The sequence below is a fragment of the Faecalicatena contorta genome (assembly GCF_022835095.1).
Lineage (GTDB): Bacteria > Bacillota > Clostridia > Lachnospirales > Lachnospiraceae > Faecalicatena > Faecalicatena contorta.
This window is the reverse complement of sequence record NZ_BQNQ01000001.1, coordinates 4766708-4792907: the sequence shown is the minus strand read 5'-3', so window position 1 is coordinate 4792907 and position 26200 is coordinate 4766708. Positions and strand designations below refer to the sequence as shown.

Genomic DNA, 26200 nt, shown 5'->3' with positions numbered 1-26200 from the left:
CATGACAGGGAGGCCGGGAAGGCGCTGGGGCTGTATATGCCGTTGCGATATGCACCCGTGCTGCTAAGTGATTCTAGAACACCCGATGCCGGATAGGCGGGTACGCTGAACACATCACGGGAAATCTGATGATTTCCCGCGCTGGGTTCAGCAAAAACTTGATTTGGAGATCAAGTTTTTCCCCGCCTATCCGGCATCGGCTGTTCAAGAATCACTAAGCGCACTCCAGCATATCGCAACGGCATATACAGCCCCTGCACCTCCCCGGCCTCCCTGTCATAAAGCTGGCTCATCCAATCGGCAGGAAAGCTCGCCAACCGGGCGGGATCCCGGACCAGGGCAGCGGATGTGGATTGGCTATGCGTGTTTTTCAACTTCCAGATGTGTACTAACTGGAAGCTGTTTTCCTTGCTTACGTACACCTACTGGGACATAAAAGTCCCGCCAATTCAATACCATACGCTGCCCCCGCTTGAGGCCCCTCCTTAGAAACGAGCTTTTTCCTGCCGGTTGGATGCGCCAGCTCCATGAAGGGATAGCTGAAAGCCTCCCGGAGAACATCCATGTCCTTTCAAAAACGCTCAAAGCGGATCTTAGAAATTCTTGGTGGGAAACAGCCCGGAAAATGGAGAGATTTTTGGATTCCGAATCCAAAAATCAGCTGACCCAGCGCGAGAAATCATCGGATTTCTCGTGATGTGTCAGTGGTGCTCCATTTTCAGGGCTGTTTCCCGCCTAGAATTTCTTAGGTCCGCGGCCGCGTTTTTGAAAGGACATGGATGTTCTCCGGGAGGTTTTCGGCTATCCCTTTATGGAGCGCCCCCATCCGCGCCGAGACTAAAGCGCGTCACTAAATTCCGCAAAATTATCACCTGGAAATGAATTTTAGTTGTGGATTTATTTAAAAAAAGTTATGATAGATTATACATAGGGAGTGATGATTCCTAATTATTGATCATCTAAGGAGGAGCTTATGAATTTTCTATATGCGGATTTTGTAAATGGTTTTATACGTTTGGCGAATGATGGGTGGGAGCATAACTGGAATGAACGGCATGGAGGGAATCTTTCTTACAGGGTGAAGGCCCGTGAAGTAGAAGATGTGAAGGAGGAATTGCAACCGGGAGAATGGGAGCCGCTTTTGGTGTCTGTCCCGGAGCTAGCTGAAGAATTCTTTTTAGTGACGTGCGAGGATATAAGTTTCAGAGATATTATGGATGCCCCGAGGGAAACAATCTGTATGATAGAGCTGGATAAAGAAGGCAGGAGATACCGCAAGGTGTGGGGCGCAGAGACCGGTATTGAGCCCACACTGTCACTTCCCATCCATCTGTTGTGTCACAGAGAACGGAAGTCCATCGGAAAAAATGCGAGAGTTGTGTACCATGCACACCCCAGTAATCTGATTACGCTCACCTATTACCTGCCGCTGAAAAGTGATAAGTTTACTCAAGAGCTGGTTAAGATTAGTGCAGAATGCGAGAAGGTGATCCCGAACGGCGTGGCAATCATTCCTTGGAAGGTAACAGGGAAAGAGAACAGCAGTTTAACCACGGAATACATAAGAGAACATGACGTTGTGATATGGGCGCACCACGGGGTAATCATTACGGGGGATGATTTTTCCCTGGTGTTTGGCGCCATGCATGCACTTGAGAAGGCGGCGGAAATCCTGGTGAAGCTCTTAATTTTAGAGACAGGTAAAAAAGTTGAGATTAAAACAGAGGAGGAACGCTGAAAAACTGGGAAGCCTGCCCCATGCGGGGAACAGGCTTCCCGGTTTTTCAGTTGGTTCATCCGGCAGGCAGGAAAAAGACTGTGCGCTGGGTGTGGCTATACGGTGGCAGCAGATGAATCCGCTTTGTTCCATTCTTTGTAAATTAGAACGGTTGCTATTGAATTAACGCAGCGTTTACCACTATTCACCGTCTATGTTGACCCACCCCTGCCTTTGATTACTTTCAAATATCTTCTGACACAAAATCATTTCATGCAGTCCGTCTTCGAAGTCAGCATGCTCATAGGAGCCTGTCGGATCGGCGATGTGGTCGTAAATACTGCGGAAGCTTTGTTTGAAAGCGTCCGGGAACCCTTCGGCATGCCCGAATGGATAGGCAATCAGCGGCCTGGTTTCGGGATGCACGGTTGCAATTCCTTTTTCAATGGTTTCATTGAAACTGTCGCGGTTTCCGATGGTGAGCGCGTTGCAGTTCATACTGTGCCATTCCGCAGATTTTTTATATCCTCCGATCTGCAGATTGATATCTACCGATTTCCCTGCGATTACCTGTGAGAAGAAAGCGCTTCCGATTGCACCGCCGCTGAATTTGAAGAGGATATTCGCATTATCTTCGGTATCAATATCAACAGGTTCATAGTCCTCCTCCTGAAAGGTTTCTTTTGAGAAGGCCAGTACGGTTTTCCTGGGTTTCTTTCTTTTCGCGTGTATTGTCGAGAAGTCGGCGTTGACTGCCACGATTTTCTGTCCGGTCACGTACTCCGCCAGATCCATCCAGTGGGATCCGATGTCGGATACTGCCCGGGTGTTTCCGGATTCTTTTGCGCTTAAGCGCCAGCTGTAATCGGTATCGAATAAAAGCCAGTCTTGTGTGTAATTACCGGTAATCGAAAAAATATCCCCAAGCTCTCCATCCCTTATTATATTTTTTAAATGGTTATTCATTGGGTAAAAGCGGTTGTGAAAGTTGATTCCGTTAACCAGCCCTTTTTCAGCAGCCTTTGCGACAAGAGCTTCAGCCTCTTTAATTGTCGTGCACATGGGTTTCTCACAGATCACGCTGATGCCGTGGTCCATGGCGTACATTGCTATTTCGTAATGCGTGTTGTTTGGGGTGCAGATGTGGACCGTATCCAGTTCCACGCTGTCGATCATCTTTTTGTAGTCTGAAAAGTAAGACGGAATATTTAATTTTTCGGCTGTTTCTTTCGCGTTGCATGTATCCGTCAATGCGGCTACTTCTACATTTCCAAGCCTCCGCAGTGTTTCGATATGTACCGCGCCTATAAAGCCGGTACCGATAATTCCTGCTCTGTAAATTTTCATAATAAAATCCCTTCTTTCTTAATATTGAAGCACGTCTTGGCGTACTTTTGGTGAGCCGCGCGTTAGGTTAAGATAAAAATCGATTTTTGAATGTAGTATACTGTTTTTCCCATTCCTGCGCATTCACGGGGGTATAGCGTTTGGCGGCAAAAGAATTCCGGATGAGTTCTCTGCCCTGTGCTATCGTTTCTATCTTTTTATGGGCTGCTAACTGGACGATGATATTTCCGAGTGCCGTGGCCTCTGCAGGACCGGAAATGACGGGCAGATTCATTACGTTCGCCGTAAACTGGCACATGAGGCCGCTCTGGGAACCGCCCCCGATTATATTCACGGATTCAAAGTGAATTCCAGTTAAATGTGCTATTTTCTCGATATTCCAGCGATACTTCATTGCCAGACTTTCATTTACGCAGCGGACAATTTGGCCGAGCGAAGAGGGAGCGCTTCCATAACGGAGCATACAATAATCCTGTATTTTTTCTATCATGCTGCCGGGTGAATAAAATCTTTCATCATCTACATCGATGAGATAGGCGAAGGGCGGTGCGGTAAGGGCGGCGGCCTCCATTTCGGTATAAGTATATTCCAGGTTTCGTGACCTGTATTCCGCACGGATTTCCTGCAGCAGCCATGTTCCCATAACATTTTTTAATATCCGGTGATGATTTTTTATGCTGCCTTCATTTGCGATGTTATATTTGTATCCATAACTGTTGATGACCGGGGCATCCGTTTCTGCGCCCACAATTGCCCACGTCCCGCAGCTGATGATGGCGGAGTTGGGCAAGCCTGATGAGGCAAGAAAGGCGGATGCGGTGTCGTGCTCGCAGACGGTGGCAGCCGGAAAACCTGTAGTCCCCAGTTCCCGGTTAAATGCTTCAGATGTTCTCCCGAGTATACTGCCGGGAGCCGCTATGGGCGCAAAGATTTGTTTTGGAATTGAGAACTTTTTTAAAATCCCCGGATGCCAGCTGCTTGTGGAAAAGTCGAACATTTGGCTGACGGATGCAATCGTAAACTCTGTCTTTCTGATCCCTGTCATATAGTACAGCAGCAGATCCGGCAGGAATAAAAGCGTATTGTTTTTGAAAAGGTATGACTGGTTCTCCAGAACCATTGTTCCCAGCTGCATCAGGCAGTTGAAAGGTGCATTCTGGTTCCCGGTGGCCTGGTACAGTTCTTTTTCCGGCATAATCTGGTAGAGCTGCTCCAGGCAGCGGATGGTTCTGTTATCCCTGTAACTGCGCATTTGTGTTACCAGATCGCCCTCCGGAGAAACCAGAGCAAAATCATTGCAGAAAGAATCGATTCCAAAGGAGTCGATCTGGTCGTCTGCGGCTTCGATTGCTTTTTTGATTCCTCTGCATAATTCCTGATAGATCCTGAGGACATCCCAGTATAATCCGTTGTTCATTGATACTGCGGCATGTTCAAAGCGATGGAGTGTGTGGAGGGAAATACTGCCGCCCGTATATTTACCCAGAAACATTTTTCCGCCGCTGCCGCCTATGTCGAAAGCTATTAGATTCATTGGCAACCTCCGTTATGGTGCAATGTGTATTTTGGATGATTCGGAATCGCTTAATCCCAGATAAGCGTAATCGGCCTCATTTGTGGTGATTAAATAGTCGATGTCGGCATATTCGCATAAGAAGATTTGCCCGATCGGCTGGAATTTACGGGGGTCAGCCAATAGAAATACTTCTTTTGACGCTTCGACCAGAAATCTTTTTATATCGATTTCCTGCACTCCCGAGTCCGTAATACGCGATTTTGATGCGATTCCGGTGCACGAAATAAAGGCCTTATTGGGGTAATACTGTCTTGCGTTCTTCATCGTAATATTTCCGTAGAAGGATAAATTGGAACTTTTTAATATCCCGCCTAGACAGACCACCGTATGGTTTGGGTTAACTGCCTTGGCGCATTCCGCTAAAAAGGAAATGGAATTTGTTATGATGGTAACCTGCATTTCCGGGGGGAGATTCTTGTATAAGTAGATACAGGTTGTACTGTTGTCTACGAATATGGTGTCCCCATCCTTGATGAATTTTGCCGCATAACTGCATATTTTTTCTTTTGCCGGTATGTTCTGTACGGTTCGGACGCTGACAGGCGCCTCAGAGGCTGAAGACGGCGCCGATTCCTGCCTGCTTAATACTGCGCCCCCGTGGGTGCGCAGCAGCAGCCCGTTTTCGCTTAAAATATTTAAATCTCTTCGAATGGTTTCTCTTGAAACATGAAAAGTATCTGCAAGTTTTTTCACATCAATCCGTCCGGTCGATTGAAGAGTATTGATAATACGTTCATGCCGCTCTTCTATGTACATAAGGGGTACCTGCTTTTAAATTAAGGACTTGGCGATCGTGCAGAAAGCATCGCATTCGATTCTTTCCAACATGCTGTATGCGAGATAAATACTTGGACCGGACACGACGACTCCATGCTTGGGCATAATCATTCCAATTGGTTTTTTCTCGGCAGTTTCCCTGTGGTCTTCAAAATACTGATACACGTTGCGTGAAAGCTCCTCGGAATAGGCCTTGGTCCATTCGATACATCCGACTTCGCCGCGTCCCATGGTGGCCTCTGTGACATTGGGGATGGGTTTTGCTTCTGCGACAAAAGGCATACAGTAGAAGGGATGAGCGTGAATGGTGCACTCGATTTCCTTGAAATTGCTTAGTATCAGCACATGCATTAACCCTTCTCTGGAAAGTTTTCCTGTCCCCTCCAATATGTTCTGGTCATAGTCGATTAATAAAAAGTCTTCCGGTTCCATTTCACAGTGGTTTCTTTCAGACATCAGGGAGGGGGAGATCAGGATTCTGTTTTCGTCAACGCGGACGGCAAAATTGCCTCCGGCTGCATTGGTAAGCCTCTTGTCCCACATCATTTTTGCGACCTTGCACATTTCTTTGCGCATCTCATAATAAGATAAGTTTGACATTTTTATACCTTCTTTCTGTTTTGGTTCACTGTCTTATTGATATTCAGCCGAATAGCTGGCTAAATCTCAATGTGCCAGTACACTAGTTGAGTTGAGTGATCTTTACCTGACCGGCTAATTTCTTCGCTCTTACGGGATCGAAACCGACAGAGAATCTGGATTCTGCGGTTGCAGCGGAGACGGCCGTTGCTATAGTAAGCGTTTTTTCGATGGGATAATTTTTCTCTATGCCGTAGATCATCCCGGATAGAAAACAGTCGCCGCATCCGATGGTATTGCAGACGGATACTTCCGGCGGGATTACCCGGTAAATGGTGTCGTTATATTTGACAATGGAACCGTCTCCGCCAAGCGAAACTGCAATAATGGGGATGCTGCAGCGGGATAATGATTCGATGGCCGAAACAATATCAGCTTCTGTCTGCAGGTCCTTTCCGCATAACTGGGAGAGTTCATCCTGGTTGGGCTTAATCAGGAAAGGGGATGCATCGAGGCATTTCTCCAGGGTCGGGCCGCTTGCATCGAGAAAAATTTTGATTTTTTTATCCTTTAATTTCTGCAGCATATAATTGTAGACACAGGGATCGTAGCAATTGCTGGTGTCACCCGATAGGATCAGTGAATCGTCTGGTTCCAGTTCTTCTATTAGACGAGCGGTGATTTCATCGATGATATCCTGATCAAGAGAAACACCGGGAGAAGCCAGCGTAGAGCAATCGCCGTTTTCTTCGATAATAATATAGTTGGTACGGCTGTTTTTTTCTGGTTTCTGCAAAAAATGTACTTCAATACCATATTGCTCAAGCATTTGAATAATTTTGGAGCCTGTCTCACCATACGCAATACCGTAAGCTCTGTTGTTGATCCCCATATTATGCAGATTCATTGAGACATGGGTTCCCTTTCCACCCATAGAAGCATCATCACTTTGCAGACGATTGGTGATGTTCTTTTTGAATTCGGGCAAAAACAGAAGTTTGTCAATGGCTGGATTAAGAGTAAGTGTATGAATCATGTTTTCTCCTTTCTACATACTAAAAACAAGCATGTTTGGTTTTGATTATGACTGAATGTTAACACTAAACGGGCATAAACGCAAGTTATAGTTTAAAATATGTGGAATACACACAAAAACAGAAATGGATATTTGTGAAAAACAGACAAAAAGAAATAAAAACGTGCAAATTTGTTGTAAAAATAGGACAAGTGTGTTAATATTCGGTCATAAACAAAAACAAGAAACCAAAGGAGGAGCGATTATAATGTCTTACAAAGAAACATTATTACAGCCAATTAAAATTGGAAACAGAGTTGCGCAGAACCGATTTTTTATACAGGCGATGGAGTGCAACAAAGAAGATGAAACAGGGAACCCCTCAGAAGAGACAATCCAGAGATACTGTGATCTTGCAAAAGGAGGCGCGGGGTTAATTTCATTAGAAGCAATCACTGTAACAAGGGAATGCAGGGCAAGAGATAATCAGCTGACGATTATGCCGGCCAATGAAAAGCCGTTGACTGAGTTTGTCAGAAGGGTGCATGAAGCAAACCCGGAGACGCTGTTTATCTTCCAGTTAACCCATTCCGGGGAGATTTCCAATCCGGAGTTTTCCAGAAGGGTGACACCGAATCCGCTGCCGGGATATGGCGGGGATCTGCTTACAGAAGAAGATGTTGAAAGAATTATGGATTCTTTCGTGACGGCGGCAGAGATTGCTTACCGGGCGGGCGCGGACGGCATTGATATGAAGTTGTCCCACGGATACCTCGGTTGTCAGATGATCCGTCCGCATAACAGCAGGGATTGGAAATACGGAGGAAGCTGGGAAAACAGAAGCCGCTTTGCTTTTGAATTAATCGAAAGAATCAGAAAAGCAGTTCCAGATCCCAATTTCCTGGTCGGTTCCAAGATCTCAGCCTGGGAGGGATTCCCGGGAGGATTTGGAACAGAGGGTCCGGATTCTCCGATTATGGATCTGACAGAGCCAATTAAGCTGATCCAGGGCCTGGAGGCAAGAGGAGCGAACTTTATTATTCAGTCAGCGGGAAGCCCGTCCATTACGGTAGGTTTAACGCAGGTTGACAAACATGTTCCATATTATGCTTACTTACATCAGTATTGGGCAAAAGAATTCAGAAAGGCGCTGAAACCGGAAACCGTAGTCATCGGTTCCAACTTCTCACCGTTTAGAAGCGGAAAGAATGATTTATGTGCAACAACACCGGAGGAAAGCAATCTCCTGAATTACGGGGCATGGTGTATTGAGAATGGAGTTACAGATATGGTTGGGCTTGGACGCCAGTCATTTGCCGATCCTTATCTCCCGAAGAAACTGGCAGAGGGAAAAGAAGATGAGATTAAATACTGTCTGTTGTGTGACAGATGCCTCGAGCTGCTGATTCAGCAGAGCAAGGTGGGCTGCTGTGTATATGATAAAACAGCACATGAAGAACTTGTCAGAACAAGAAAAGAAAAAGGAAACCTCAGGGTTTCACATACATAGAAGGAGGAATTGGAAATGAAAAAGAAAATTTTATCAGTTTTATTGATCGCGGCGATGGCAGTTACCATGTGTATAGGATGTGGAAACGGGAAATCAGATTCTGCGGCAACGGATGCGAAACAGGAAAACAGCACAGCAAAATCGGATAATAAGCAAGCTGACGCTAAGGAAGCGGATAGTAAAGGAACGGTTAACACGGAGGACGGCCTGATTGGAATTGCCCTTCCGTCTGCAGACCATGGCTGGATGGCAGGCTGCATCTATTCCGCACAGGAAGAGGTAAAGGCGCTGGGGTTAGAGGAAGGGTCAGGCTATAAAATCCTGACATCTGACAGCGTCAATGACCAGGCAAATGATATTGAGGAATTAATTTCTCTCGGATGTACCTCTATTGTGCTTCTGCCGCATAATGACGAAGTGTCTGTTGCGGCCCAGAAAATTATGGATGCTAATATTAACTTAATTGTGTTTGACCGTAAAGTAACCGGAGATTATACGGCATATCTGGCGGGTGATAATGCGGGAATCGGCCGTGAAGGCGCAAAATACCTGGGTGATGTCCTGGAAGGAAAAGGAACAATTGCTGTGATGTCAGCCCCAAGCGTTGGCTCCGTAAGTGTGGAGAGAACAGAGGCCTTTACGGAAGAAATGGAAAAGAGCTTCCCGGACATGAAACTGATCCAGGTAACGGCGGACGGATTTACACAGGAGGCAGGACTGAAAATGGCGACGGATATGCTGGTTGCAAACCCGGAGATTGATGCGGTATTCTCCATTGATGATGAGCCTTCACTTGGTATTCTGAAAGCCGTTCAGGAGGCAGGAAGAACCGATATCAAATATATTTCCGGCGGCGGCGGCGCTCAGGCATGGTATCAGAAGATCCAGTCTGAAGACAGCATTCACTGTTTTACGGAAACATACAGCCCATCCATGATAGCAGATGCAATTGCGCTTGCACAGAAAATCCAGCAGGGCGGAGAATTTGAGAAAGATACAATCCTTGAACCTGAGACAGTAGATTCCTCAAATGTTGCTGATTATATCAATGCGGATTCACCATATTAAATTCCGCAGTTAAAAATAACATAAAACGCCTGAGAGTAGCTGCTCAGGCGTTTTTAGAACAGAGGTGATAAAATGAGTGATTATGTTGTGCAGATGAAAGGGATTGTAAAATCATACGGCAGAAATGAAGTGCTTCATGGAGTCGATTTCCTGCTTGAAAAGGGAAGTATTCACGCTCTTTTAGGTGAGAATGGCACGGGTAAAACGACCCTGATGAATATTCTAACAGGCATCATTCCCGGAAACAAAGGGGAGATTACCGTGGACCAAAGGGTCATGCAGGTGGATGGGACGGCCGTGGAACAAGCTTCAGAAATTGCATTTATTCATCAGGAGCTGGCATTAATCAACGATCTGAATGTTTTTGAAAATCTTTTTCTCGGATGTGAAATAAAAAAGCAGGGAAAGCTGCAGAAAAAAGCGATGTATGAGAAGTCGAAAGAAATTCTGGAATTGATGGATATCAATCTGGATCCAAAGACCATGGTATCTGATCTGAACGCTTCTTATAAGCAGGTCATCGAAATCGCAAGGGCTCTGATGAAGAAGGCAAAGGTAATTGTTATGGATGAGCCCACCACGGCTCTCACAAACGTTGAAATAGAGCATGTTTTTAAGATTATGAATAACCTGAGGGAACAGGGTGTCAGCATTATATTTATTTCTCATAAATTGAACGAAGTCGTTGCGATCTGCGACAGCTATACGATCATGCGGGACGGCTGCGTGGTGCAGTCCGGCAGAGTGGATGGGAATATTACGGAGGAAGATCTTGCGCGGTATATGGTGGGAAAAGACCTCAACTACGATGAATTGTACAAGGACCGGACAATCGGCGGAGAGATACTGAGAACGGAAAATCTTTCACGGGATCGTGAATTTAAAGATATTAATATTTCAGTCGGGAAGGGGGAGATTGTTGGAATTACCGGACTGCTTGGAGACGGCCGTTTTGAACTTATGAGTACGGTTTATGGGTGCAATAAGGACTATGAAGGAAAGATTTATTTACATAACACGGAACGCAAAATGAATCATGTGCAGAAAGCCAGGCAGGCCAGAATCGCATACCTTCCGAGAAACAGAAAAGAAAATGGAATTATTAAAGACTTGAGTGTGGGTGAAAACGCGACGATCTCCATTATCGACAAGATCAGAAGAGGGCCCTTTATTCATCATAAGAAAGATAAAAAACTGGTGGATGATTATGTGCAGCAGTTAAACATTAAGGTAAAAGATACGGGTGACCTGATTACAAGCCTTTCCGGCGGAAATCAGCAGAAAGTGATGCTGGCGCGGGCGCTCAGCTCAAATCCGGAACTGGTCATTTTGGACAATCCGACGCAGGGAGTGGATATCGGAGCGAAGCTGGAGATTTACAGTATTATTATGAAGCTGGCGGAACAGGGAGTCAGTTTTGTAGTTCTCTCCAGTGAAGCGCACGAAGTCTTAATGCTTTGCGACCGGATATACGTGATGTTCCATGGAGAAATGCGAAAAGAGTTTTCCCGGGAAGAGGCCAATGAAGAGAATATTATGATAGCGGCTACCGGCGGGACAATATAGGAAATGAGGTGAATATATGGATACGAAAGTGAAAGGCAGAGATTGGAAAAGATGGGCCGGCAGCAACAGTGCGCTGATTGCATTTGCCGTATTGTTTGTCCTGGCGGTGATATTTCAGGGAAGCATGTTTTTGTCATTCAATAATATTATTAATATCTTAAGAAACAATTCAGTTATCGGAATTATTGCACTGGGTATGACCCTGGTGATTATTACCGGAGGAATCGATTTGTCCGTAGGATCGCAGCTGGCGTTTACCGGCGTCATTATTATACAGATATTTAACCAGACGCAGAGCATTGTGTTAACATTGGCAGCAAGCATTATCATGGCGCTTGTTTTGGGGATCATTACGGGTCTGTTGGTTGCAAAATTCAGAATTCCTGCATTTATTACCACATTGGGAAGTATGAGTATCTACCGCTCTGTTGCACAGTACTGGCTGAATGGGGGCGGACTGACGGCAGCAGGAGATAAGCTGGATTCCTATCTTTCGATTTCGAATACGAATCTATTTGGTGTGATTCCAATGCCCATCATTGTCTGGATCGTGTGTGCGGTTTTTGTATATTTGTTTGCCCAGCACACCGCAACGGGAAGGCACATCTATGCGGTGGGGAGCAACCAGAAAGCGGCCGAGCTGGCAACCGTGCGTGTAGTCAGAGTGAAATGTTTTGCTTATTCAATTTTATCTTTATTAGTTGTAATTGCGGCAATTGTGGAAACATCGAGACTGGGCAGCGTGAATTCGGCATCATCGGGATCCAGCTATGAAATGGACGCCATCGCGGCAGCCGTAATCGGCGGAACAAGCATGGCCGGTGGGAAAGGGAAGATTGGTTTTACGGTTCTGGGAACGCTTACCCTTGGTATTATTAACAATATGATGAACCTGATGGGCGTGAATTCATTCCTTGTGGATGCAATTAAGGGCGCAATTATTATTGTGGCGGTACTTTTGCAGATGGTTTTAAACAGCTCTGAAAAGTAAGATCATTCAGCGAAGATAATATCTGTATGCGAACGGTCGATGAAATTGTGGCTGTAAGAATCCACAATAGGGTCTGTTATGATGTGGTGGATATTTTCGATATTGGATAGGGAAATCTGACCGTTTTTGTTGAATTTGGTATGGTCAGATAATATAAACACTTCTTTTGCCCTGTGAATCATTTCCTTTTTGATATCTACTTCGTTGATACTGGAATCTGTAATTTGTCTTTCTTCAGATATGCCAGTGCAGGACAAAAAGGCCTTGTTTGGAAAATAATCATGTGAATTACGGAGCGCAATATTTCCATATGTGGATAAATTGTTCGTATTTAAGATTCCGCCAAGGCAGACAAAAGTCAGATTTGGATTATTTAATTGTGAAGATTCGATCAGAAAAGAAATCGAATTCGTAATAAATGTAACCTGTATATTTTCCGGGATATATTGAGCCAGATAAACGGTAGTTGAGCTGTTGTCGATATATACATTATCCCCCTCTTTAATATAAGAAGCGGCTTTTCTGCACAGAGAATGTTTAATATCGTTATTAAAAGTGCTGCGGATGTCTACAGGTGGTTCTGCCGGAGAAGGGGCGGGAACCGTAAAAGCTGTGGTTAACGGAACAGCGCCGCCGTGGGTTCTTGTCAGTAAACCTTCGCTTTCCATCTGCCGCAGATCACGCCGGATTGTTTCTTTTGAAACATCAAAAGCCATGGCCAGAGAGTCTACGCTGACGCTGCGTTCTTCTTGGAGTAATTCGAGAATTTTACTTTTGCGTTCGATATAATACATACTAATTATCCGCCTTTCTGTCCAAGGATACTGAATTGATAATAACAGATTTTTTGTAATACGGCTATATTTTACCGAAAAAAGGAGGAAAAAAATGAAGTTAGGATTTTTTACAGCAAATTTTAGTGAAAAGCCGCTCGAAGAAGTGGTAAAACTGGTGTCACAGTATGGATATGAAACACTTGAGATACCCGCATATGAAGGCAACGGACAGTTAGAAACAATCGATGTTATTAAAGGAAATTATGCCAAGGATATCAATAAGATGGTTTCTGATTATGGGATGAGTATCCAGGCGCTGAGCAACCACGCGGATTCCTTCCTGATTATGGGGCCGTCGGGGAAAGAAACGGATTTTATATATCAGGGTACGGCAGAAGAAAAAATCAAACACGGAACAGAGAGTCTGATCCGGACTGCCCAGGCGGCAAACGCACTGGAGGTTCCGATTGTTGTGGGGTATCCGGGCGTTGAAAACTGGGGGAGATTTTTCTTCTTTCCGTATGGAGAAGGATGGAGCGAATATGAAGAGCAGTTTGCGGAGCGTTTTACACCTGTTTTAGATAAGTTCCAGGAATATGGGGTAAAGTTTGCAATTGAAATCCATCCGAACAGTTTTGTCTATGATATCCACACGGCGGAGAGGGCCCTGGAGCTTGTTAACTATCATCCGGCGCTCGGCTATAACCTTGATCCTGCCAATATTTTATACCTGCTCATTGATCCCGCTGTGGCTGTGGATCGGTTAAAAGACCGCATTTTCCATGTTCATGCGAAGGATGCTGAGCTGGCAAAACAAAATATTGCCTTAGGCGGCACACTGATGCATGGCGACATGTCCGCACTGGACCATACATACAGATTCAGAATCCCGGGCTGGGGCCAGGTAGAATGGAAAAGGCTGATCACGGAATTGTCGATGGTGGGATTCGACGGATCGCTCAGCTATGAACATGAGGATGTGACTATGAGCCGTATGGACGGGGTTGAAAAGGTTGCTGAGTTTATGAAGCCCCTTATCATTAAGAATCCCTATGAGGGAAGGCAGGATAAACTGTTTAATAAAGAATAATAACAAAAGGGGTCAGACCCCTTTTCACTAAAGGAGGAAATGCATATGAGCCGTCCGATTACTATCGCATCGGGGCAGTTTGGAGATTTGTCAGTTATAGAATTAGCAAGATTATGCGAAGATATGGGGTATGAGGGGATCGAGCTGGCGACACATGCTCATTTCGATGTGGGACAGGCGGTTTCTGATCCATCCTATATATCCGGTTTAAAAGAAACTTTGGAAGAGCATCATTTAAGATGCTTCGCCATATCCGCGCACTTGACGGGGCAGTGCGTTGGTGATGAATGGGAGCCGCGCCTGGACAATTTTGCACCGGATTCTTGTAAGGGCAATCCGGAAAAAATCAGAAAATGGGCGGTTGAGGAAATGAAACGTACGGCGGAGGCAGCCGCATTGATGGGCGTAGAAGTGGTGACTGGATTCACGGGTTCCCCGCTGTGGCCGTACTGGTATTCCTATCCGCAGACAACGGAAAAAATGATCGAAGAAGGGTACCAGAAAATCTACGAACTATGGACACCTATTTTTGATGTATTTGATCAGTATGGTGTGAAATTTGCTTTAGAAGTTCATCCCGCGGAGATTGCATTTGACTATTATTCGACGGAGGAGCTGTTAAAACGATTCGGATTCAGAGAAACACTCGGCATTAATTTTGACCCAAGTCACTTGGTATGGCAGGGGATTGATGAGAAGCAATTTTTACGTGACTTCAGGAAACGGATTTATCATGTTCATATTAAAGATGTAAAGGTGAATCTAAACGGTAAGAACGGAATACTGGGCTCCTGCCTGCCGTTTGGAGACCTGCGCAGGGGATGGAACTTTGTCTCGGTGGGACATGGGGATGTTGACTTTGACGGTATTATCCGGGAGCTGAACGCGATGGGATATGAGGGGCCGCTTTCTGTTGAGTGGGAAGACAGCGGGATGGAACGGGAATGCGGGGCGAGAGAATCCCTGGAATATATAAAGAAAATGAACTTCTCGCCTTCGAATATTGCATTTGATTCGGCGCTGCAGAGAAATTAAAATTGGTTATAAGTTTGATGGGGGAGGCTAACGCTGCAGGAGTATGTTTTGATTCCACTTGACATCTTTCGAGAAACGCTGCACAATAAAACATAAGAAAGCACAGTAACTTTCAGCCTTCCGTTGGGTATCAACAAAACAGAAAATAAAGATGGAAACATGATCTCTAAAGCGAGTGAAGAGGGATGATATCGAAAATGGATATCATCCCTCTTCGTTTACAATATTTTAATGTTCCTGTTAGTTTCACCCAGTGTATCTGATTACTATCTACAAATAGACAGCCTTATCCGTCCACTCGATTATCCCTGTACAACATGAAATCTGACAACAAAAGTGCACCCGCCCCCCGGCGTATCCTGTACGTCCAGATCCAGCCCCTGGGCATTTGCCAGTTCTGCTGCAATGGACAGACCCAGCCCAAAATGTTCTTTGTGGCTGCGGGATCTGTCGCCCCGATAGAAACGGTCAAATATCTGCAGCTTTTTATCGCCGGGGATACCCACACCGTAGTCAGTTACTGATACGTACACAGAGCCGCTGCTGCAGTCTGCCTTCAACAGAACCTTCGGGCTGGAGCTTTGTTCCAGTCCATACGCAGCCGCATTATCCAGAAGTATTGTGAATATTTGCAGACAGAGCTGGGGATCAGCCTGGACGTAAGGCAGCGTTTCTTCGGGAAGTTCCAGCAGCAGCCTGGCGTTTTTGGCAAGGAAGACCGGTTCATACAGTTCCAGTAAATGCAGAAGCAGGTCGTCTATTTCCAGGTTTTGCTTATGCAGGGACAGACTTTTGCTGTCTGCAGTTGCAAGAAGCAGCAGGTTTTTGATGAGGGCGCTTCCCCGGTCGCATTCGCTTTGAATCACAGCCAGAAGCCGGGGACTTTCCCCGGGGGCATCCTGGATGGCTGAGGCATTTGCCTGTATGACGGCCAGAGGCGAGCGCAGTTCATGAGAGGCTGCCGAGACAAAGTCTCTCTGTTTTTCGTAAGTTTCTTCCAATGGCTGTGTAGAGCGGCGGACAAACCGCCTGCCGCTTAGATACAGCAGGAAGATCCCGAGTAGATCCATCAGCAGGTAAAGCAGCCCTGTTTTTAGGATACTTCTGCGGTTTTGGGTTTCATCGGATAACAGGATCATTTTCTTATAACCTGACTCTGTACGGATGATCATCACATTACCGAGCCAGGTATCATAGTGTGCACCCTTAATACGAAAGACAGAACTCTTCAGCAGGTCGGAGGAAATGGGCTGGGAGCCTTCATAGATGCCCTCTTTTTTGGCTTCAGCAGCCGCACGGTCCAGCAGGGCATCCCGCCCGCCGTCCGGCTCCCAGGCGCCAGGAAAAAAGAGCGGGTGCCCGTTTTCTTCTATGTATATCAGCAGGCCGTTCCTCAACTCCATTTCCGCCAGATAAGCGTCTGTAAACTGGGAATCGGTCTGCAGTTTGGATGTCAGAGTAAATAAATTGTTCTGAAATGCAGCCTCCCGGCGGTTATTCTGGGAAAAGGCAGAAAATAAGAAAGCCATAAAAACAACCAGCGTCAGGATCAAACCCGTTGTCAGGGTATATAAAAGGATAAGGTTTTGTTTAAATTTATGAAACATGATGTGCCTCCAGTGCTGCTATTCTCGGAGCCGTGCATCACGCTGCACGGCATCCGAGCCAATAAAGTAATGGGGCCGGGCGTCTGGATCCTCGCCACTGGCGGCTTTAAATGAGCCAGATGCGGTTACTTAACCTTCCAGGCGGTAGCCAAGGCCGTGTACGGTAGAAATGGCACTCTGGCTGTGCAGTGTTTTCAGGTGTTTTCTTAAAAAATAAATATAAGTATCCAGATTGCCGTCCTCCACTGCGGCATCAGAGCCCCACACGCGTGCAAAGATCTGTTCCCGTGCAAGAACCATTTCCGGATTGCGCAGAAAGTATTCCATCAGCAGCGCTTCCCGTCCGGACAACTGCACTTCTCTTTCCTGGCACCGCAGGGTACGGCTGTCCGGGGTAAATCTCAGGTCAGAAAAGTGAAGTTCCTGATGCTCCAGAAGCACACCCGGGCGGCGGGACAGCGCGCGGATGCGCGCCATCAGTTCTTCAATTGCATAAGGCTTGACCAGATAATCATCCGCGCCGCAGTCAAGTCCGTCAATCCGGTCGTTTACCGTATCCAGTGCAGTAGTCAGGATAACAGGGACGTTTATATGGTTCTGCCGGATAGAACGCAGAATGGAGAGACCGTCAATTTCCGGGAGCATCCGGTCCAGCAGAATCAGGTCATAGGAATTCTTCATGGCATAGTATAAAGCTTCACTTCCCTTATAACAGCAGTCAGAAGTGTGGTTTCTGGCCTTGAGCTGCAATTGGAGGGCCTGGCTTAATTCTTTATCATCTTCCACGATCAGTATATGCATAATAATACCTCTTTTCAAAACATTCTGGTGTATTAAATATAGTATAGCAGATAAATCTCAAAAAAATCTTTAAGAAATAATTCCAGGCTTTCAAGATTTTTTGAGATTCTGCCTGTATGATTAAGAGTATTGATAGAGTACTCTGATATAGAAAGGGAGGTACAGCAGTGAAAAACAGAATAAAACAAACACTGGCATTTATACTGGCGCTGGCTCTTACGGCCGGTTTGCTGACAGGGTGCGGTAAAGGAGATACAAAAGATGATAACGCGGGAAAGGGGCGCTATATAGAAAAGGATATTGAACTGCCTTTTAAAGATGGAGAAGGCGGAATCAGCTTTTCTAAATCCAAAGACGGGAATCCCCTCTTGTTCGGGTCCAAAGGACCGGAAGTAAACAGGTACGAATATAAAGATGGAGAATGGAAGGAAACTCCGGTTAAATGGATAGCGGAGTTATACCAGGATCAGCCCCCGTATCTGGTTGATATGGAGGAGACAGCGGATGGCACACAGGTACTTTTGAGTGTGAATATGGAGACACAGCAGTTTCAGCTGGCCCGGGGGAAAGAGGGCGGTGCAGGGGAAGCGCTGGATGCAGCCTATTTAAAGCAGGAGACAGAGTACGGGACGCCTATGGTAGCAGATCTGCTGGTCGATGATGCGGGAAATTATTGGCTGCAGGATATATACCAGCAGAAAGTTGTGATTCTTTCACCAGATACATTGGAAACTGTCAGCGAGATCCAGACGATCCAGTCGGTCAGCAATTCAGAGAAGCTAATGGCAAAGGGCAGTGACGGGATGGTGGCAGTGAACACGGAGGAAGGAATCTATACTTTATACCAGAGTGGCAGCCTGGCTGAGAAAGGGACACTGAAGCAGGAAAATGGCGAACATGGACAGCTTTGCAGCGACGGCAGCAACTGGTATACAGTTTCAGAAGACGGAATCAGCAGAAAACAAAGTGGAAACGACATCAGCGAGATTCTGATGGAGGGGAGTATGGGAGCTATGGGCTCGCCGGTAAATAGTCCTGTCTCTGTGGTAATGGGAGATAAAGAAGATTTCTATGTACTATACAGTCAGGATAAAGCGGGAACGAACCTACTGGAGTATTATGTGTTTGACCCCAGTATTCCTTCTGTGCCGGAGAAAACACTCAAAGTTTTCGGCCTGTCAGAAAATGATACTGTGCGTCAGGCAATTATTCGATTCCAGAAAAAACATACTGATGTGAAAGTAGAGTTCAATACATCCGGTAAAACAGCAGGTGAGGTGAGCACAGACGATATCCGCACTTTGAATACGGAACTGCTTGGCGGGAACGGAGCCGATGTGCTGCTGCTGGATGGCCTGCCGGTTGATTCCTATATCGAAAAGGGAATGCTGGAAGATTTGACAGACCTTGCTGATGACCTGATGGGACAGGATTCTTATCTGGAAGAGATGTTGAAGAATACCGCACAGAGTGGAGGAAATATTTACGGGATGCCTGTAAAGTTCAAGATACCAATCCTGTTCGGCGACGAAGAGGTAAAAGCAGCTCTGGAATCCATCGATACACTCCAGGCCTATATGGATGCCAATCCGGAGGCCTCCGTGTTTGGCGTTGCAGACTATGATTATATCCGTAATTTCCTATTCCAGCTGTACCAGGACGAAATTGTAGACCCCGACGGTAAAATTGACCAGGCCAGGCTGGTGCAGCTTCTGGAGCTGGAATCGAAAATCAGCGTGAATGCACGGGCTGCGGAATTTGAAGGAGAAGAATACAACACTTCCTATGAATATGCTCCTGGGCCGTTTAACAATATTATGGGCGCGGGTATCATGAAATATCCGGACGCAGTGTCCACGGAAGAGATATCCAGTGTGCAGAATATGATGCTGCCATACGCTATGATGCGGGAGCTGAACGTGAAACCGTCCGCAGTTCAGAATATGTATAATCCGGTAGGTGTTGTGGGGATTAATGAGAGCAGCGGTGTGAAAGATCTTGCGGAAGATTTCGTGAAATATTTATTCTCCGAAGAAATACAGTCGGCACAGCTTGATGATGGATTTCCGGTTATGGAAAGCGCGATGAAGGGCGTGGCCGCCGAGGTGGACAGTGAGTATGCAAATTCATTTTCGATGATGAGCAGCACGAGGATCGGAGATGATACCGTTGAAATATCCGCCACATATCCCACGGTAGAGGAAGTGGATCATTTAATGGAGCTTGGCCATTCTCTGACAAAACCGGTAAATCAGGATCGGATCGTATGGAACATTTACCAGGAGACAACGGACAAATATCTGGAGGGAAGTATTGATGCCACAAAAGCGGCGGAGACAATCGCGCAGAAGGTGGATACCTATCTCGCAGAATAGAAAAAAAGAAATAAGAACGGCATACCTGTTTCTGCTCCCAAGCCTTTTGGGAGTAGGAGGGTTTGTCTTCCTGCCGTTTCTGGATGTTATCCGCCGGTCTTTTCTTCAGGCTTCCGGAAAGGGATTTGTAGGAGCTAGGAATTATCAGTCGGTGCTGCTAAACGAGGCGTTTGGAAGGGCAGCGGGAAATACTGCACGGTTTATGGTGATCTGTATTCCGCTGCTTCTTTTACTATCACTGTGCACGGCATTGGCGCTTCGGAATACCGGTATGTTTCAAAAAGCGGCAAAGACCGGTGTGCTTCTGCCTATGGCTATGCCCGTGGCGTCTGTGGCAGTCTGTTTCCAGATGATTTTTGACAGGCATGGCTGGCTCAACCTCCTGCTTCAAAAGCTTGGGGGCGGGGGACAGGACTGGCTGGCCTCTGATCAGGCATTCTGGGTGCTGACGGCCTGCTATATATGGAAGAACCTGGGATATGATATGGTGCTGTGGCTGGCAGGCTTGAGCGCCATACCACGGGAACAGTATGAGGCTGCTCAGGTGCAGGGCGCGGGAAGGTGGAGCTGTTTTCGGTATATCACGATGCCCCAGATGAAAGAAACGGTATTCGTGACAGCGCTTTTGTCTTTTATCAATGCATTCCGTGTGTTTCGGGAAGCATATCTGATTGCGGGGGATTATCCCCACGACAGCATATACATGCTGCAGCATTTATTTAATAATTGGTTTACAAATCTGGACATCCAGAAAATGACAGCCGCGGCGGTACTGCTTATGCTGGGAATAGGAGGTGTCTTGGGTGGTGAGGAATTATGGAGAAATCACAGAGAAAAGCGGGAGGGGCAGCTTGGTCAGTTATAAATCAGCCGCCGGGAGAGGAGCCGTTGTCCGGCTGTGTCTGATTCTGGTGCTGGTGATCATTCTGCTTCCACTGTTCCTGCTGGTTTCCTACTCTTTCATGGGAGTACAGGAATTGAGAGAACTGTGCGGGCCGGTACTTTCCGGCCTGGAGGGGATGTCTGGTTTCCGGCTGATCCCGGCTTACCCCACACTGCGTGCATATGTACGGCTCCTGCTTGATTCGCCGGAATTTTTTACGGCGTTTTGGAACTCGTGTATCCAGACCGGCGGCATACTGGCTGGTCAGCTTCTCACGGCAGTTCCCGCAGCATGGGCATTTGCCAGATTTCGGTTTCCGGGAAAAGGGGTGCTGTGGTTTCTCTATATGCTTCTGATGGTTCTGCCCTTTCAGGTAACTATGGTGTCCGGCTATCTGGTGCTGAGTTCGGTACATCTAATGGATACGCCGACGGCAGTGATTCTGCCGGGGATGTTTTCCACTTTGCCGGTATTCATACTGCGAAAGAGTTTTTCCGCCATACCAGGGGATATGATTGAGGCTGCTAAGGTGGATGGCGCGGGTAGCCTGCGGATCTTTCTGCATGTGGGCCTGCCACTTGGAAAAGCTGGAATTTTTGCAATATTGATTCTGGGATTTCTGGAGAGCTGGAATGCAATCGAGCAGCCGATGACTTATCTCAAGACAAAGGCTTACTGGCCGCTATCGCTGTACCTGCCGCAGATAACAGCCTCAAAGGCGGCCCTTGCATTTGCTGCGTCTATTATTATGCTGGCGCCGGCGCTGTTATTGTTCTTTTTCGGACAGGATTATCTGGAACAGGGAATTGTTGCATCAGGGATTAAGGAGTAGATCATAGATGGATAAGAATAAAAAACGGGCCATACGGATTCTGGCAGTATTTCTGGCTGTGATGGCGCTTTGTACCGTAATTTCCAGAGCCGCTGCATCCATGCTGGTTGCACAGGTCCAGGTGGAGAAAATAAAAAAGGGACGCCTGACTTACACCTGGGAAGGAAAAGGGCAGATCGTACCGGCACAGGAGACAAAACTTTTTCCCTGGCCCCAGCAGCAGGTCGAGAGTGCCGCAAAGGAAGGCAGTACGGTAAAAGCAGGAGAATGTCTGGTACAGTTCAGGGAGGAATATCTTCAAAAAACCATTGACAAGCAACAGGCCGAAGTAGAGAGGCTGCGCCTGCAGAGGGAACAGCAGCAGGTTACCGCCCGCGGGAGTGAAAGAGTATCCTCGGCTGCGGGGGCGGCCCTGACGCTGCAGTCTGCGCAGAACAGACTGGCAGAGGCAGAACAGAAGGCGGCAGAGGCACAGGCTGCATACGACAAGGCAGAAGCCGGCGGACCGGGGGAAGAGGAGACCGCCGGACAGCCTGATACGGAAGAAGACCCAGGAATCCAGGAACAAAAACAGGCGCTTTACCAGGCGCTCCAGAGTGCACAGGCAGAAGTGCAGTCTGCGAATCAGGCTCTGGAGGATGCCCAGAATGCCTATGACCTGGCATGCCGGGAAGATGCCGCCCAGGAGGCAAATGATGCCAATGCCCGGGAAGCGGCCGAGCTGGGGGTACAGGACCTAAACGTTCAGACAGAGCAGGCGGAGCGTGAGCTTCAAAAGCTCCGTGAGTATCAGGCAGCCGGAGGAAAAATCTGTGCGGAGCAGGATTGTGTGGTACTGCGGTCTGGAATCCAGGAAGGCGCCGTTACCACCGGATCAGAGATACTGGTTCTGGGAAACGGAGGCTGGAGGCTGCGTGGAAGTGTAAGCGGGGAAGATAAAGAGCAGTTATCGGCAGGGAAAGAAGTTGAGATTACGCTGCCATCTTCTGAAAAGCGCATCTTAAAAATCGAGTCCGTCGAAAATGCGGACAGCAGCCAAAGCAAGGAAGAGGGACAGAGCCAGGGCGAAGGGCAATCAAGCAGCGGTGCCTCCGGTGAAGCAGGAGCATTCTGGTATGCGCCGCTTCCAGAAAGAGTCGAGGGCGTTTATAACAAGGCATTTACCTGGACGGCAAAGACCGAGTCCCAGGAGGAATATGAGCAGATGATACCGCTGAGTGCGCTGCATGAAGGCACTGACGGTACGTACTGCCTGATTCTTACTGAAAGCTCCGGAATGCTGGGGACGGTACAGAGCGCCAAAAGGGTTCCTGTAAACGTACTGGAAAAGGACAGCCAGAACGCCGCTGTCATAGCAGAGCTTAGCAGAGAAGACCAAATCATTGTGTCGTCGGAAAAATATGTGGAAGAAGGTGACCAGGTACGGATAATGGAAAACGCAAACTGACATTCTATTTATTGCTTGCTGCGGCGCTGATTTTGGCGGATCTATGGCTGCTCGGCCGCACACAGGCGGCAGAGACTCATTCCGGTTATCTGTCTCTGAGTTACCAGGAGGGAATGATCCCGGAGGAATCCTTTGACCAGCTGATGGACAGTGAAGAAGCAAAAAAGCTTGCCTTAGCCGCGGTGTGGAAGAATCATGGCCGGAAGGAGATATCCGCAGAGCAGACGGGCAGGAAACAGCAGGCAGACTGTTTCAGTGTCAAGGGACAGCCGGAAGCAGTGTTTGGAAAAACACTGCAGTCCGGCAGGTATTTTCTAAGCAGTGAAACCGGTGTCTGCCTGCTGGATCAAAAGACTTCTATAGCCCTGTTTGGGGTCAAAGATGCATCCGGAAATGTAATTCAAACTGGTGGGAAGACCTACCGCATAACCGGAATATTATCAGGAGAAGAGGCTGTCTGTATGATCCCTGCGGAAAAGGGAAGCGCATTTGACGGCATTTCTGTCCAAAGAAAACCGGACAGCAAGTCCGTGCAGAATATTGTCAGTATGCTGGAAGTATATCTTGGAGGATCCCATAAAGAAGTAATAGACGGGCAGTTCTACTCGGCCACGGCAAAAATCATATTTGCAGTTAGTCTGGCTATGCTGTGCGCTGCCTTCTGTACTGCCGCTGCGGTATACGCCAGAAAAACCAGGAAACCGGCAGTTCTGTCCAAGTGCCTGGTGGCAGCAGGCTGGATCATGCTGCTAGTGATTGTGATTCTGGGAATCATGTTCTCCGGCCTGGGAAGAGACTATCTGCCCACTTACTGGTCGGATTTCGAATTTTTCAGCAGCCTTTGGAAAACGAAGACAGAGGCCCTCAGACAATTTGCAGCCTTTCAGCAGTTTTGGCCGGAACAGGAGCTGTATAATACTTGGATGCAGGTTATGGGGGGCGGGGCAGCCGTGACGGGAGCGGCTGCAATTGGAATACTGTATGGAATCGTGGGCTTACGACAATATAGAACTGGATAGACTCAGATAGAAAATAAAATATATTTCAACCGGGCAGAAATCCTTTCGGATGACTGCCCGGTTTTGCGTTTTTATCATATAAAATATAAAAATACTATGTTATAATAAAAGCAAAGTGAAAGCGGCATTTTTACTAAAATGATAGGAGTACATCGTAAATGCGGTCTATTGAAATGAGCAGCTGTTTGACGGACGATGTACAAGAGAGCAGAGGAGTGTGAACTATGAGTACAAGAGGCTATAAGTGTCCGTGCTGCAGTGGCAGTCTGGTGTTCAGCAGTGATACCCAAAAGCTTCAATGCCCTTCCTGCGATCATGAGATCGATATGGATACAGTCCGGCAATATGCAGAGATCGTAGAGTCAGTAGAAGCGCAGGGGGATACATTTGAGTGGGAGGATGATGCCGGGGAGAGCCAGACTGAATGGGGAGTGAAAGAAGAAGAAGGAAGGAAACTTTATATCTGTCCATGCTGCGGCGCGGAGGTGGATGCCGACGAGACAACCGCATCTACAACCTGTCTCTATTGTGACAGTCCTGTAATACTGCCGGGGCAAGTGTCGGGGGAATATCACCCTGATCTGATTATACCTTTTCAGATGGATGAGGAGGGTGTAAAAGAGATATTTAAGGAGTACTGTAAAGGAAAGAAGTTTTTGCCAAAGGCTCTCCGGTCCGGGCATAAAATGCAGGAGGTAACTGGGAGTTATGTTCCATTTTGGCTGTTCAGCTGCCGGGCAAAGGGAACTTTTATCTATGATGCTCAAAAGATAAAAAAATGGCAGGATGATGATTTTGAATACACCCAAAGAGATTTATACCTGGTTACCAGAAAAGGAGATATGTTCTTCGAATACCTTCCTGTAGGCGGTTCCTCTGAGAAAGATGAAAGTTATATGGAATCCATAGAACCATATGGGATTGAAAAAGCGGTTCCTTTTGAGGAAGGTTACCTGTCCGGTTATGAAGCAATTCGGTACGATGTGTCCAAAGAAGAATGCAGGAATGTAGCAGAGGAAAAGATAAAGAGCTCACTTCAAAGAGCTATGAGCAAGTCAGTCAACCATAATGAGTATTATTCTATCTTTCAAAAAAGCTCCAGTATTGCCTGCACGAAAGGTAAGGTGCAGTATGCCTTGTTGCCGCTCTGGACGTTTCATGTAAAATATAAAGACAAAATATACCCCTTTGCAGTGAACGGACAGACCGGAAAACTGTCAGGTGATCTGCCGACTGATAAGGGGATGTACAGGAAAAATACGCTGGGGGTGTTTGCGGGAAGTACTTTGATTGTATATCTTCTGTTGCTTCTTATATTTTTCTGAGTCATAAACCTGTAGCGACATTAGGAATATGAAAACTACATATTACGGAAGAGGGACGGAGAATGAATAAATTACGATTCATGGCAGTACTGCTTTGCCTGTTTCTGGTAAATGTTATGCCTGTTTCTGCGAGCGGAGAGGCCAGCCCGCCGAAAGTGATGGATGAAGCGGAGCTTCTATCCGAGGCAGAAGAGGCAGCACTGACAGAACAGATTTATGGCATTGGTGAAAAATATCAAATAGATGTAATTCTGGTAATGAAAAGGCAGATACAGGAAGCTGATTTAAATGCCGAGGCAAAAAATCTGTATAACCAGAATGGATATGGGATCGGGGACGACAAGAACGCAATCATGCTCATAATTGAATTAAACAGCGGTAATTGTAGAGTTGTTCAATTTGGAAATGAAAATACGTTTCTGGCCGGCGGCGATTTAACGCAGCTGCTTAAGAATATGGCTACTAATTATCTAAGCCCGGGTCAGTACAGCGAGGGCTTTCAGATTTATCTGGAAGGGCTTTCAGAATTATATGGAAAAAAGCAGCCGGCAGACGGAGGCGCAGCCAAAGATACAAGTCAGACTCAGAAGGATGTGAAAACTGCTCCGAAGAAAAAATCCCCCTTAATTTACTTGATTCCCGCAATGATATGCGGAGGGATTATCACCTTAATATGGAGGGCTTTTATGAACAGGAAACCGGAGACGGAGTATGATCAGAGTAATGCGGATGCATACCGGAACACAGATGCGTCGTTTCATACTCGTAAAACGGCGGTATTCTTAACAAGCGATATCACGAAAAAACCTATAAAGAAGGAACAGGATCAGTCCGTAGAAGAAAAGAAGAGAGGGTAATATCAAA

The 26200-nt window shown here is 46.8% G+C and carries 22 protein-coding genes; 14 read left to right on the top strand and 8 right to left on the bottom strand.

The genetic code is table 11. The features are described from left to right. Window positions 1-973 precede the first annotated feature (973 nt). Window positions 974-1738 (top strand): rhamnulose-1-phosphate aldolase, encoded by a 765-nt coding sequence (gene rhaD / locus MWG26_RS21415; RefSeq protein WP_025653662.1) that lies wholly within the window; start codon window positions 974-976, stop codon window positions 1736-1738. A 180-nt stretch (window positions 1739-1918) separates the two neighbouring features. Here rhaD and MWG26_RS21410 read toward each other — a convergent pair whose 3' ends face one another. The 5 genes from MWG26_RS21410 to MWG26_RS21390 all read right to left on the bottom strand — a co-directional run bounded on the left by MWG26_RS21410 (window position 1919) and on the right by MWG26_RS21390 (window position 7032). Further along, window positions 1919-3064 (bottom strand): Gfo/Idh/MocA family protein, encoded by a 1146-nt coding sequence (locus tag MWG26_RS21410; RefSeq protein ID WP_025653661.1) that lies wholly within the window; start codon window positions 3062-3064, stop codon window positions 1919-1921. A gap of 67 nt (window positions 3065-3131) precedes the next feature. Further along, complete coding sequence (locus MWG26_RS21405) at window positions 3132-4598, bottom strand: rhamnulokinase (protein ID WP_240285562.1); 1467 nt, start codon at window positions 4596-4598, stop codon at window positions 3132-3134. Between the two features lie 12 nt (window positions 4599-4610). After that, window positions 4611-5396, bottom strand: coding sequence for a DeoR/GlpR family DNA-binding transcription regulator (locus MWG26_RS21400; protein ID WP_025653659.1), 786 nt, complete (start codon window positions 5394-5396; stop codon window positions 4611-4613). A gap of 15 nt (window positions 5397-5411) precedes the next feature. After that, window positions 5412-6017 carry a class II aldolase/adducin family protein gene (locus MWG26_RS21395; RefSeq protein ID WP_025653658.1) on the bottom strand — a complete coding sequence of 202 codons (606 nt, stop codon included), beginning with the start codon at window positions 6015-6017 and terminating at the stop codon, window positions 5412-5414. 82 nt (window positions 6018-6099) lie between these two features. Further along, complete coding sequence (locus tag MWG26_RS21390) at window positions 6100-7032, bottom strand: 1-phosphofructokinase family hexose kinase (RefSeq protein WP_025653657.1); 933 nt, start codon at window positions 7030-7032, stop codon at window positions 6100-6102. 247 nt (window positions 7033-7279) lie between these two features. Between MWG26_RS21390 and MWG26_RS21385 the strand changes: the two genes are divergently transcribed. The 4 genes from MWG26_RS21385 (at window position 7280) to MWG26_RS21370 (ending at window position 12146) form a co-directional block, all read left to right on the top strand. Then, window positions 7280-8521, top strand: coding sequence for an oxidoreductase (locus MWG26_RS21385; RefSeq protein WP_025653656.1), 1242 nt, complete (start codon window positions 7280-7282; stop codon window positions 8519-8521). 15 nt (window positions 8522-8536) lie between these two features. Continuing rightward, window positions 8537-9589 (top strand): substrate-binding domain-containing protein, encoded by a 1053-nt coding sequence (locus tag MWG26_RS21380; protein WP_025653655.1) that lies wholly within the window; start codon window positions 8537-8539, stop codon window positions 9587-9589. A 72-nt stretch (window positions 9590-9661) separates the two neighbouring features. Next, entirely contained in the window at window positions 9662-11155 is a 1494-nt protein-coding gene (locus MWG26_RS21375; protein WP_025653654.1) for a sugar ABC transporter ATP-binding protein, read from the top strand. 16 nt (window positions 11156-11171) lie between these two features. After that, window positions 11172-12146 (top strand): ABC transporter permease, encoded by a 975-nt coding sequence (locus tag MWG26_RS21370; RefSeq protein WP_025653653.1) that lies wholly within the window; start codon window positions 11172-11174, stop codon window positions 12144-12146. Window positions 12147-12148: 2 nt separating this feature from the next. Here MWG26_RS21370 and MWG26_RS21365 read toward each other — a convergent pair whose 3' ends face one another. Further along, window positions 12149-12940 carry a DeoR/GlpR family DNA-binding transcription regulator gene (locus MWG26_RS21365; RefSeq protein ID WP_244062775.1) on the bottom strand — a complete coding sequence of 264 codons (792 nt, stop codon included), beginning with the start codon at window positions 12938-12940 and terminating at the stop codon, window positions 12149-12151. A gap of 94 nt (window positions 12941-13034) precedes the next feature. Between MWG26_RS21365 and MWG26_RS21360 the strand changes: the two genes are divergently transcribed. Next, window positions 13035-14012 (top strand): sugar phosphate isomerase/epimerase family protein, encoded by a 978-nt coding sequence (locus tag MWG26_RS21360; RefSeq protein WP_025653651.1) that lies wholly within the window; start codon window positions 13035-13037, stop codon window positions 14010-14012. A gap of 45 nt (window positions 14013-14057) precedes the next feature. Further along, entirely contained in the window at window positions 14058-15047 is a 990-nt protein-coding gene (locus tag MWG26_RS21355; protein WP_025653650.1) for a sugar phosphate isomerase/epimerase family protein, read from the top strand. Between the two features lie 302 nt (window positions 15048-15349). Here MWG26_RS21355 and MWG26_RS21350 read toward each other — a convergent pair whose 3' ends face one another. Both MWG26_RS21350 and MWG26_RS21345 read right to left on the bottom strand, forming a co-directional pair. Beyond that, window positions 15350-16654, bottom strand: a complete 1305-nt coding sequence (locus MWG26_RS21350) for a sensor histidine kinase (RefSeq protein WP_025653649.1) — start codon at window positions 16652-16654, stop codon at window positions 15350-15352. A gap of 129 nt (window positions 16655-16783) precedes the next feature. Further along, window positions 16784-17455 carry a response regulator transcription factor gene (locus tag MWG26_RS21345; RefSeq protein WP_025653648.1) on the bottom strand — a complete coding sequence of 224 codons (672 nt, stop codon included), beginning with the start codon at window positions 17453-17455 and terminating at the stop codon, window positions 16784-16786. Window positions 17456-17622: 167 nt separating this feature from the next. Between MWG26_RS21345 and MWG26_RS21340 the strand changes: the two genes are divergently transcribed. The 7 genes from MWG26_RS21340 (at window position 17623) to MWG26_RS21310 (ending at window position 26193) form a co-directional block, all read left to right on the top strand. Then, window positions 17623-19830, top strand: a complete 2208-nt coding sequence (locus MWG26_RS21340; RefSeq protein ID WP_025653647.1) for an extracellular solute-binding protein — start codon at window positions 17623-17625, stop codon at window positions 19828-19830. 46 nt (window positions 19831-19876) lie between these two features. Next, a complete protein-coding gene (locus tag MWG26_RS21335; RefSeq protein ID WP_309295994.1) occupies window positions 19877-20695 on the top strand; it encodes a carbohydrate ABC transporter permease in 819 nt (272 codons plus the stop codon). Further along, window positions 20682-21545 (top strand): carbohydrate ABC transporter permease, encoded by an 864-nt coding sequence (locus MWG26_RS21330; protein ID WP_025653645.1) that lies wholly within the window; start codon window positions 20682-20684, stop codon window positions 21543-21545. The genes MWG26_RS21335 and MWG26_RS21330 overlap by 14 nt, the downstream gene beginning before the upstream one ends. Before the next feature lie 7 nt (window positions 21546-21552). Continuing rightward, window positions 21553-22992, top strand: coding sequence for an RND family efflux transporter (locus MWG26_RS21325; RefSeq protein ID WP_025653644.1), 1440 nt, complete (start codon window positions 21553-21555; stop codon window positions 22990-22992). Window positions 22993-23024: 32 nt separating this feature from the next. After that, entirely contained in the window at window positions 23025-24011 is a 987-nt protein-coding gene (locus MWG26_RS21320; protein ID WP_147324090.1) for an ABC transporter permease, read from the top strand. A gap of 224 nt (window positions 24012-24235) precedes the next feature. After that, window positions 24236-25336 (top strand): TFIIB-type zinc ribbon-containing protein, encoded by a 1101-nt coding sequence (locus MWG26_RS21315; protein WP_025653642.1) that lies wholly within the window; start codon window positions 24236-24238, stop codon window positions 25334-25336. Window positions 25337-25398: 62 nt separating this feature from the next. Then, window positions 25399-26193, top strand: coding sequence for a TPM domain-containing protein (locus MWG26_RS21310; protein WP_025653641.1), 795 nt, complete (start codon window positions 25399-25401; stop codon window positions 26191-26193). Window positions 26194-26200 lie beyond the last annotated feature (7 nt).

Bases quoted from the DNA above. Each gene is read 5' to 3' on its own strand.
- rhaD (WP_025653662.1), top strand. From the start codon at position 974: ATGAATTTTCTATATGCGGATTTTGTAAATGGTTTTATACGTTTGGCG.
- MWG26_RS21410 (WP_025653661.1), bottom strand. From the start codon at position 3,064: ATGAAAATTTACAGAGCAGGAATTATCGGTACCGGCTTTATAGGCGCG.
- MWG26_RS21405 (WP_240285562.1), bottom strand. From the start codon at position 4,598: ATGAATCTAATAGCTTTCGACATAGGCGGCAGCGGCGGAAAAATGTTT.
- MWG26_RS21400 (WP_025653659.1), bottom strand. From the start codon at position 5,396: ATGTACATAGAAGAGCGGCATGAACGTATTATCAATACTCTTCAATCG.
- MWG26_RS21395 (WP_025653658.1), bottom strand. From the start codon at position 6,017: ATGTCAAACTTATCTTATTATGAGATGCGCAAAGAAATGTGCAAGGTC.
- MWG26_RS21390 (WP_025653657.1), bottom strand. From the start codon at position 7,032: ATGATTCATACACTTACTCTTAATCCAGCCATTGACAAACTTCTGTTT.
- MWG26_RS21385 (WP_025653656.1), top strand. From the start codon at position 7,280: ATGTCTTACAAAGAAACATTATTACAGCCAATTAAAATTGGAAACAGA.
- MWG26_RS21380 (WP_025653655.1), top strand. From the start codon at position 8,537: ATGAAAAAGAAAATTTTATCAGTTTTATTGATCGCGGCGATGGCAGTT.
- MWG26_RS21375 (WP_025653654.1), top strand. From the start codon at position 9,662: ATGAGTGATTATGTTGTGCAGATGAAAGGGATTGTAAAATCATACGGC.
- MWG26_RS21370 (WP_025653653.1), top strand. From the start codon at position 11,172: ATGGATACGAAAGTGAAAGGCAGAGATTGGAAAAGATGGGCCGGCAGC.
- MWG26_RS21365 (WP_244062775.1), bottom strand. From the start codon at position 12,940: ATGTATTATATCGAACGCAAAAGTAAAATTCTCGAATTACTCCAAGAA.
- MWG26_RS21360 (WP_025653651.1), top strand. From the start codon at position 13,035: ATGAAGTTAGGATTTTTTACAGCAAATTTTAGTGAAAAGCCGCTCGAA.
- MWG26_RS21355 (WP_025653650.1), top strand. From the start codon at position 14,058: ATGAGCCGTCCGATTACTATCGCATCGGGGCAGTTTGGAGATTTGTCA.
- MWG26_RS21350 (WP_025653649.1), bottom strand. From the start codon at position 16,654: ATGTTTCATAAATTTAAACAAAACCTTATCCTTTTATATACCCTGACA.
- MWG26_RS21345 (WP_025653648.1), bottom strand. From the start codon at position 17,455: ATGCATATACTGATCGTGGAAGATGATAAAGAATTAAGCCAGGCCCTC.
- MWG26_RS21325 (WP_025653644.1), top strand. From the start codon at position 21,553: ATGGATAAGAATAAAAAACGGGCCATACGGATTCTGGCAGTATTTCTG.
- MWG26_RS21315 (WP_025653642.1), top strand. From the start codon at position 24,236: ATGAGTACAAGAGGCTATAAGTGTCCGTGCTGCAGTGGCAGTCTGGTG.
- MWG26_RS21310 (WP_025653641.1), top strand. From the start codon at position 25,399: ATGAATAAATTACGATTCATGGCAGTACTGCTTTGCCTGTTTCTGGTA.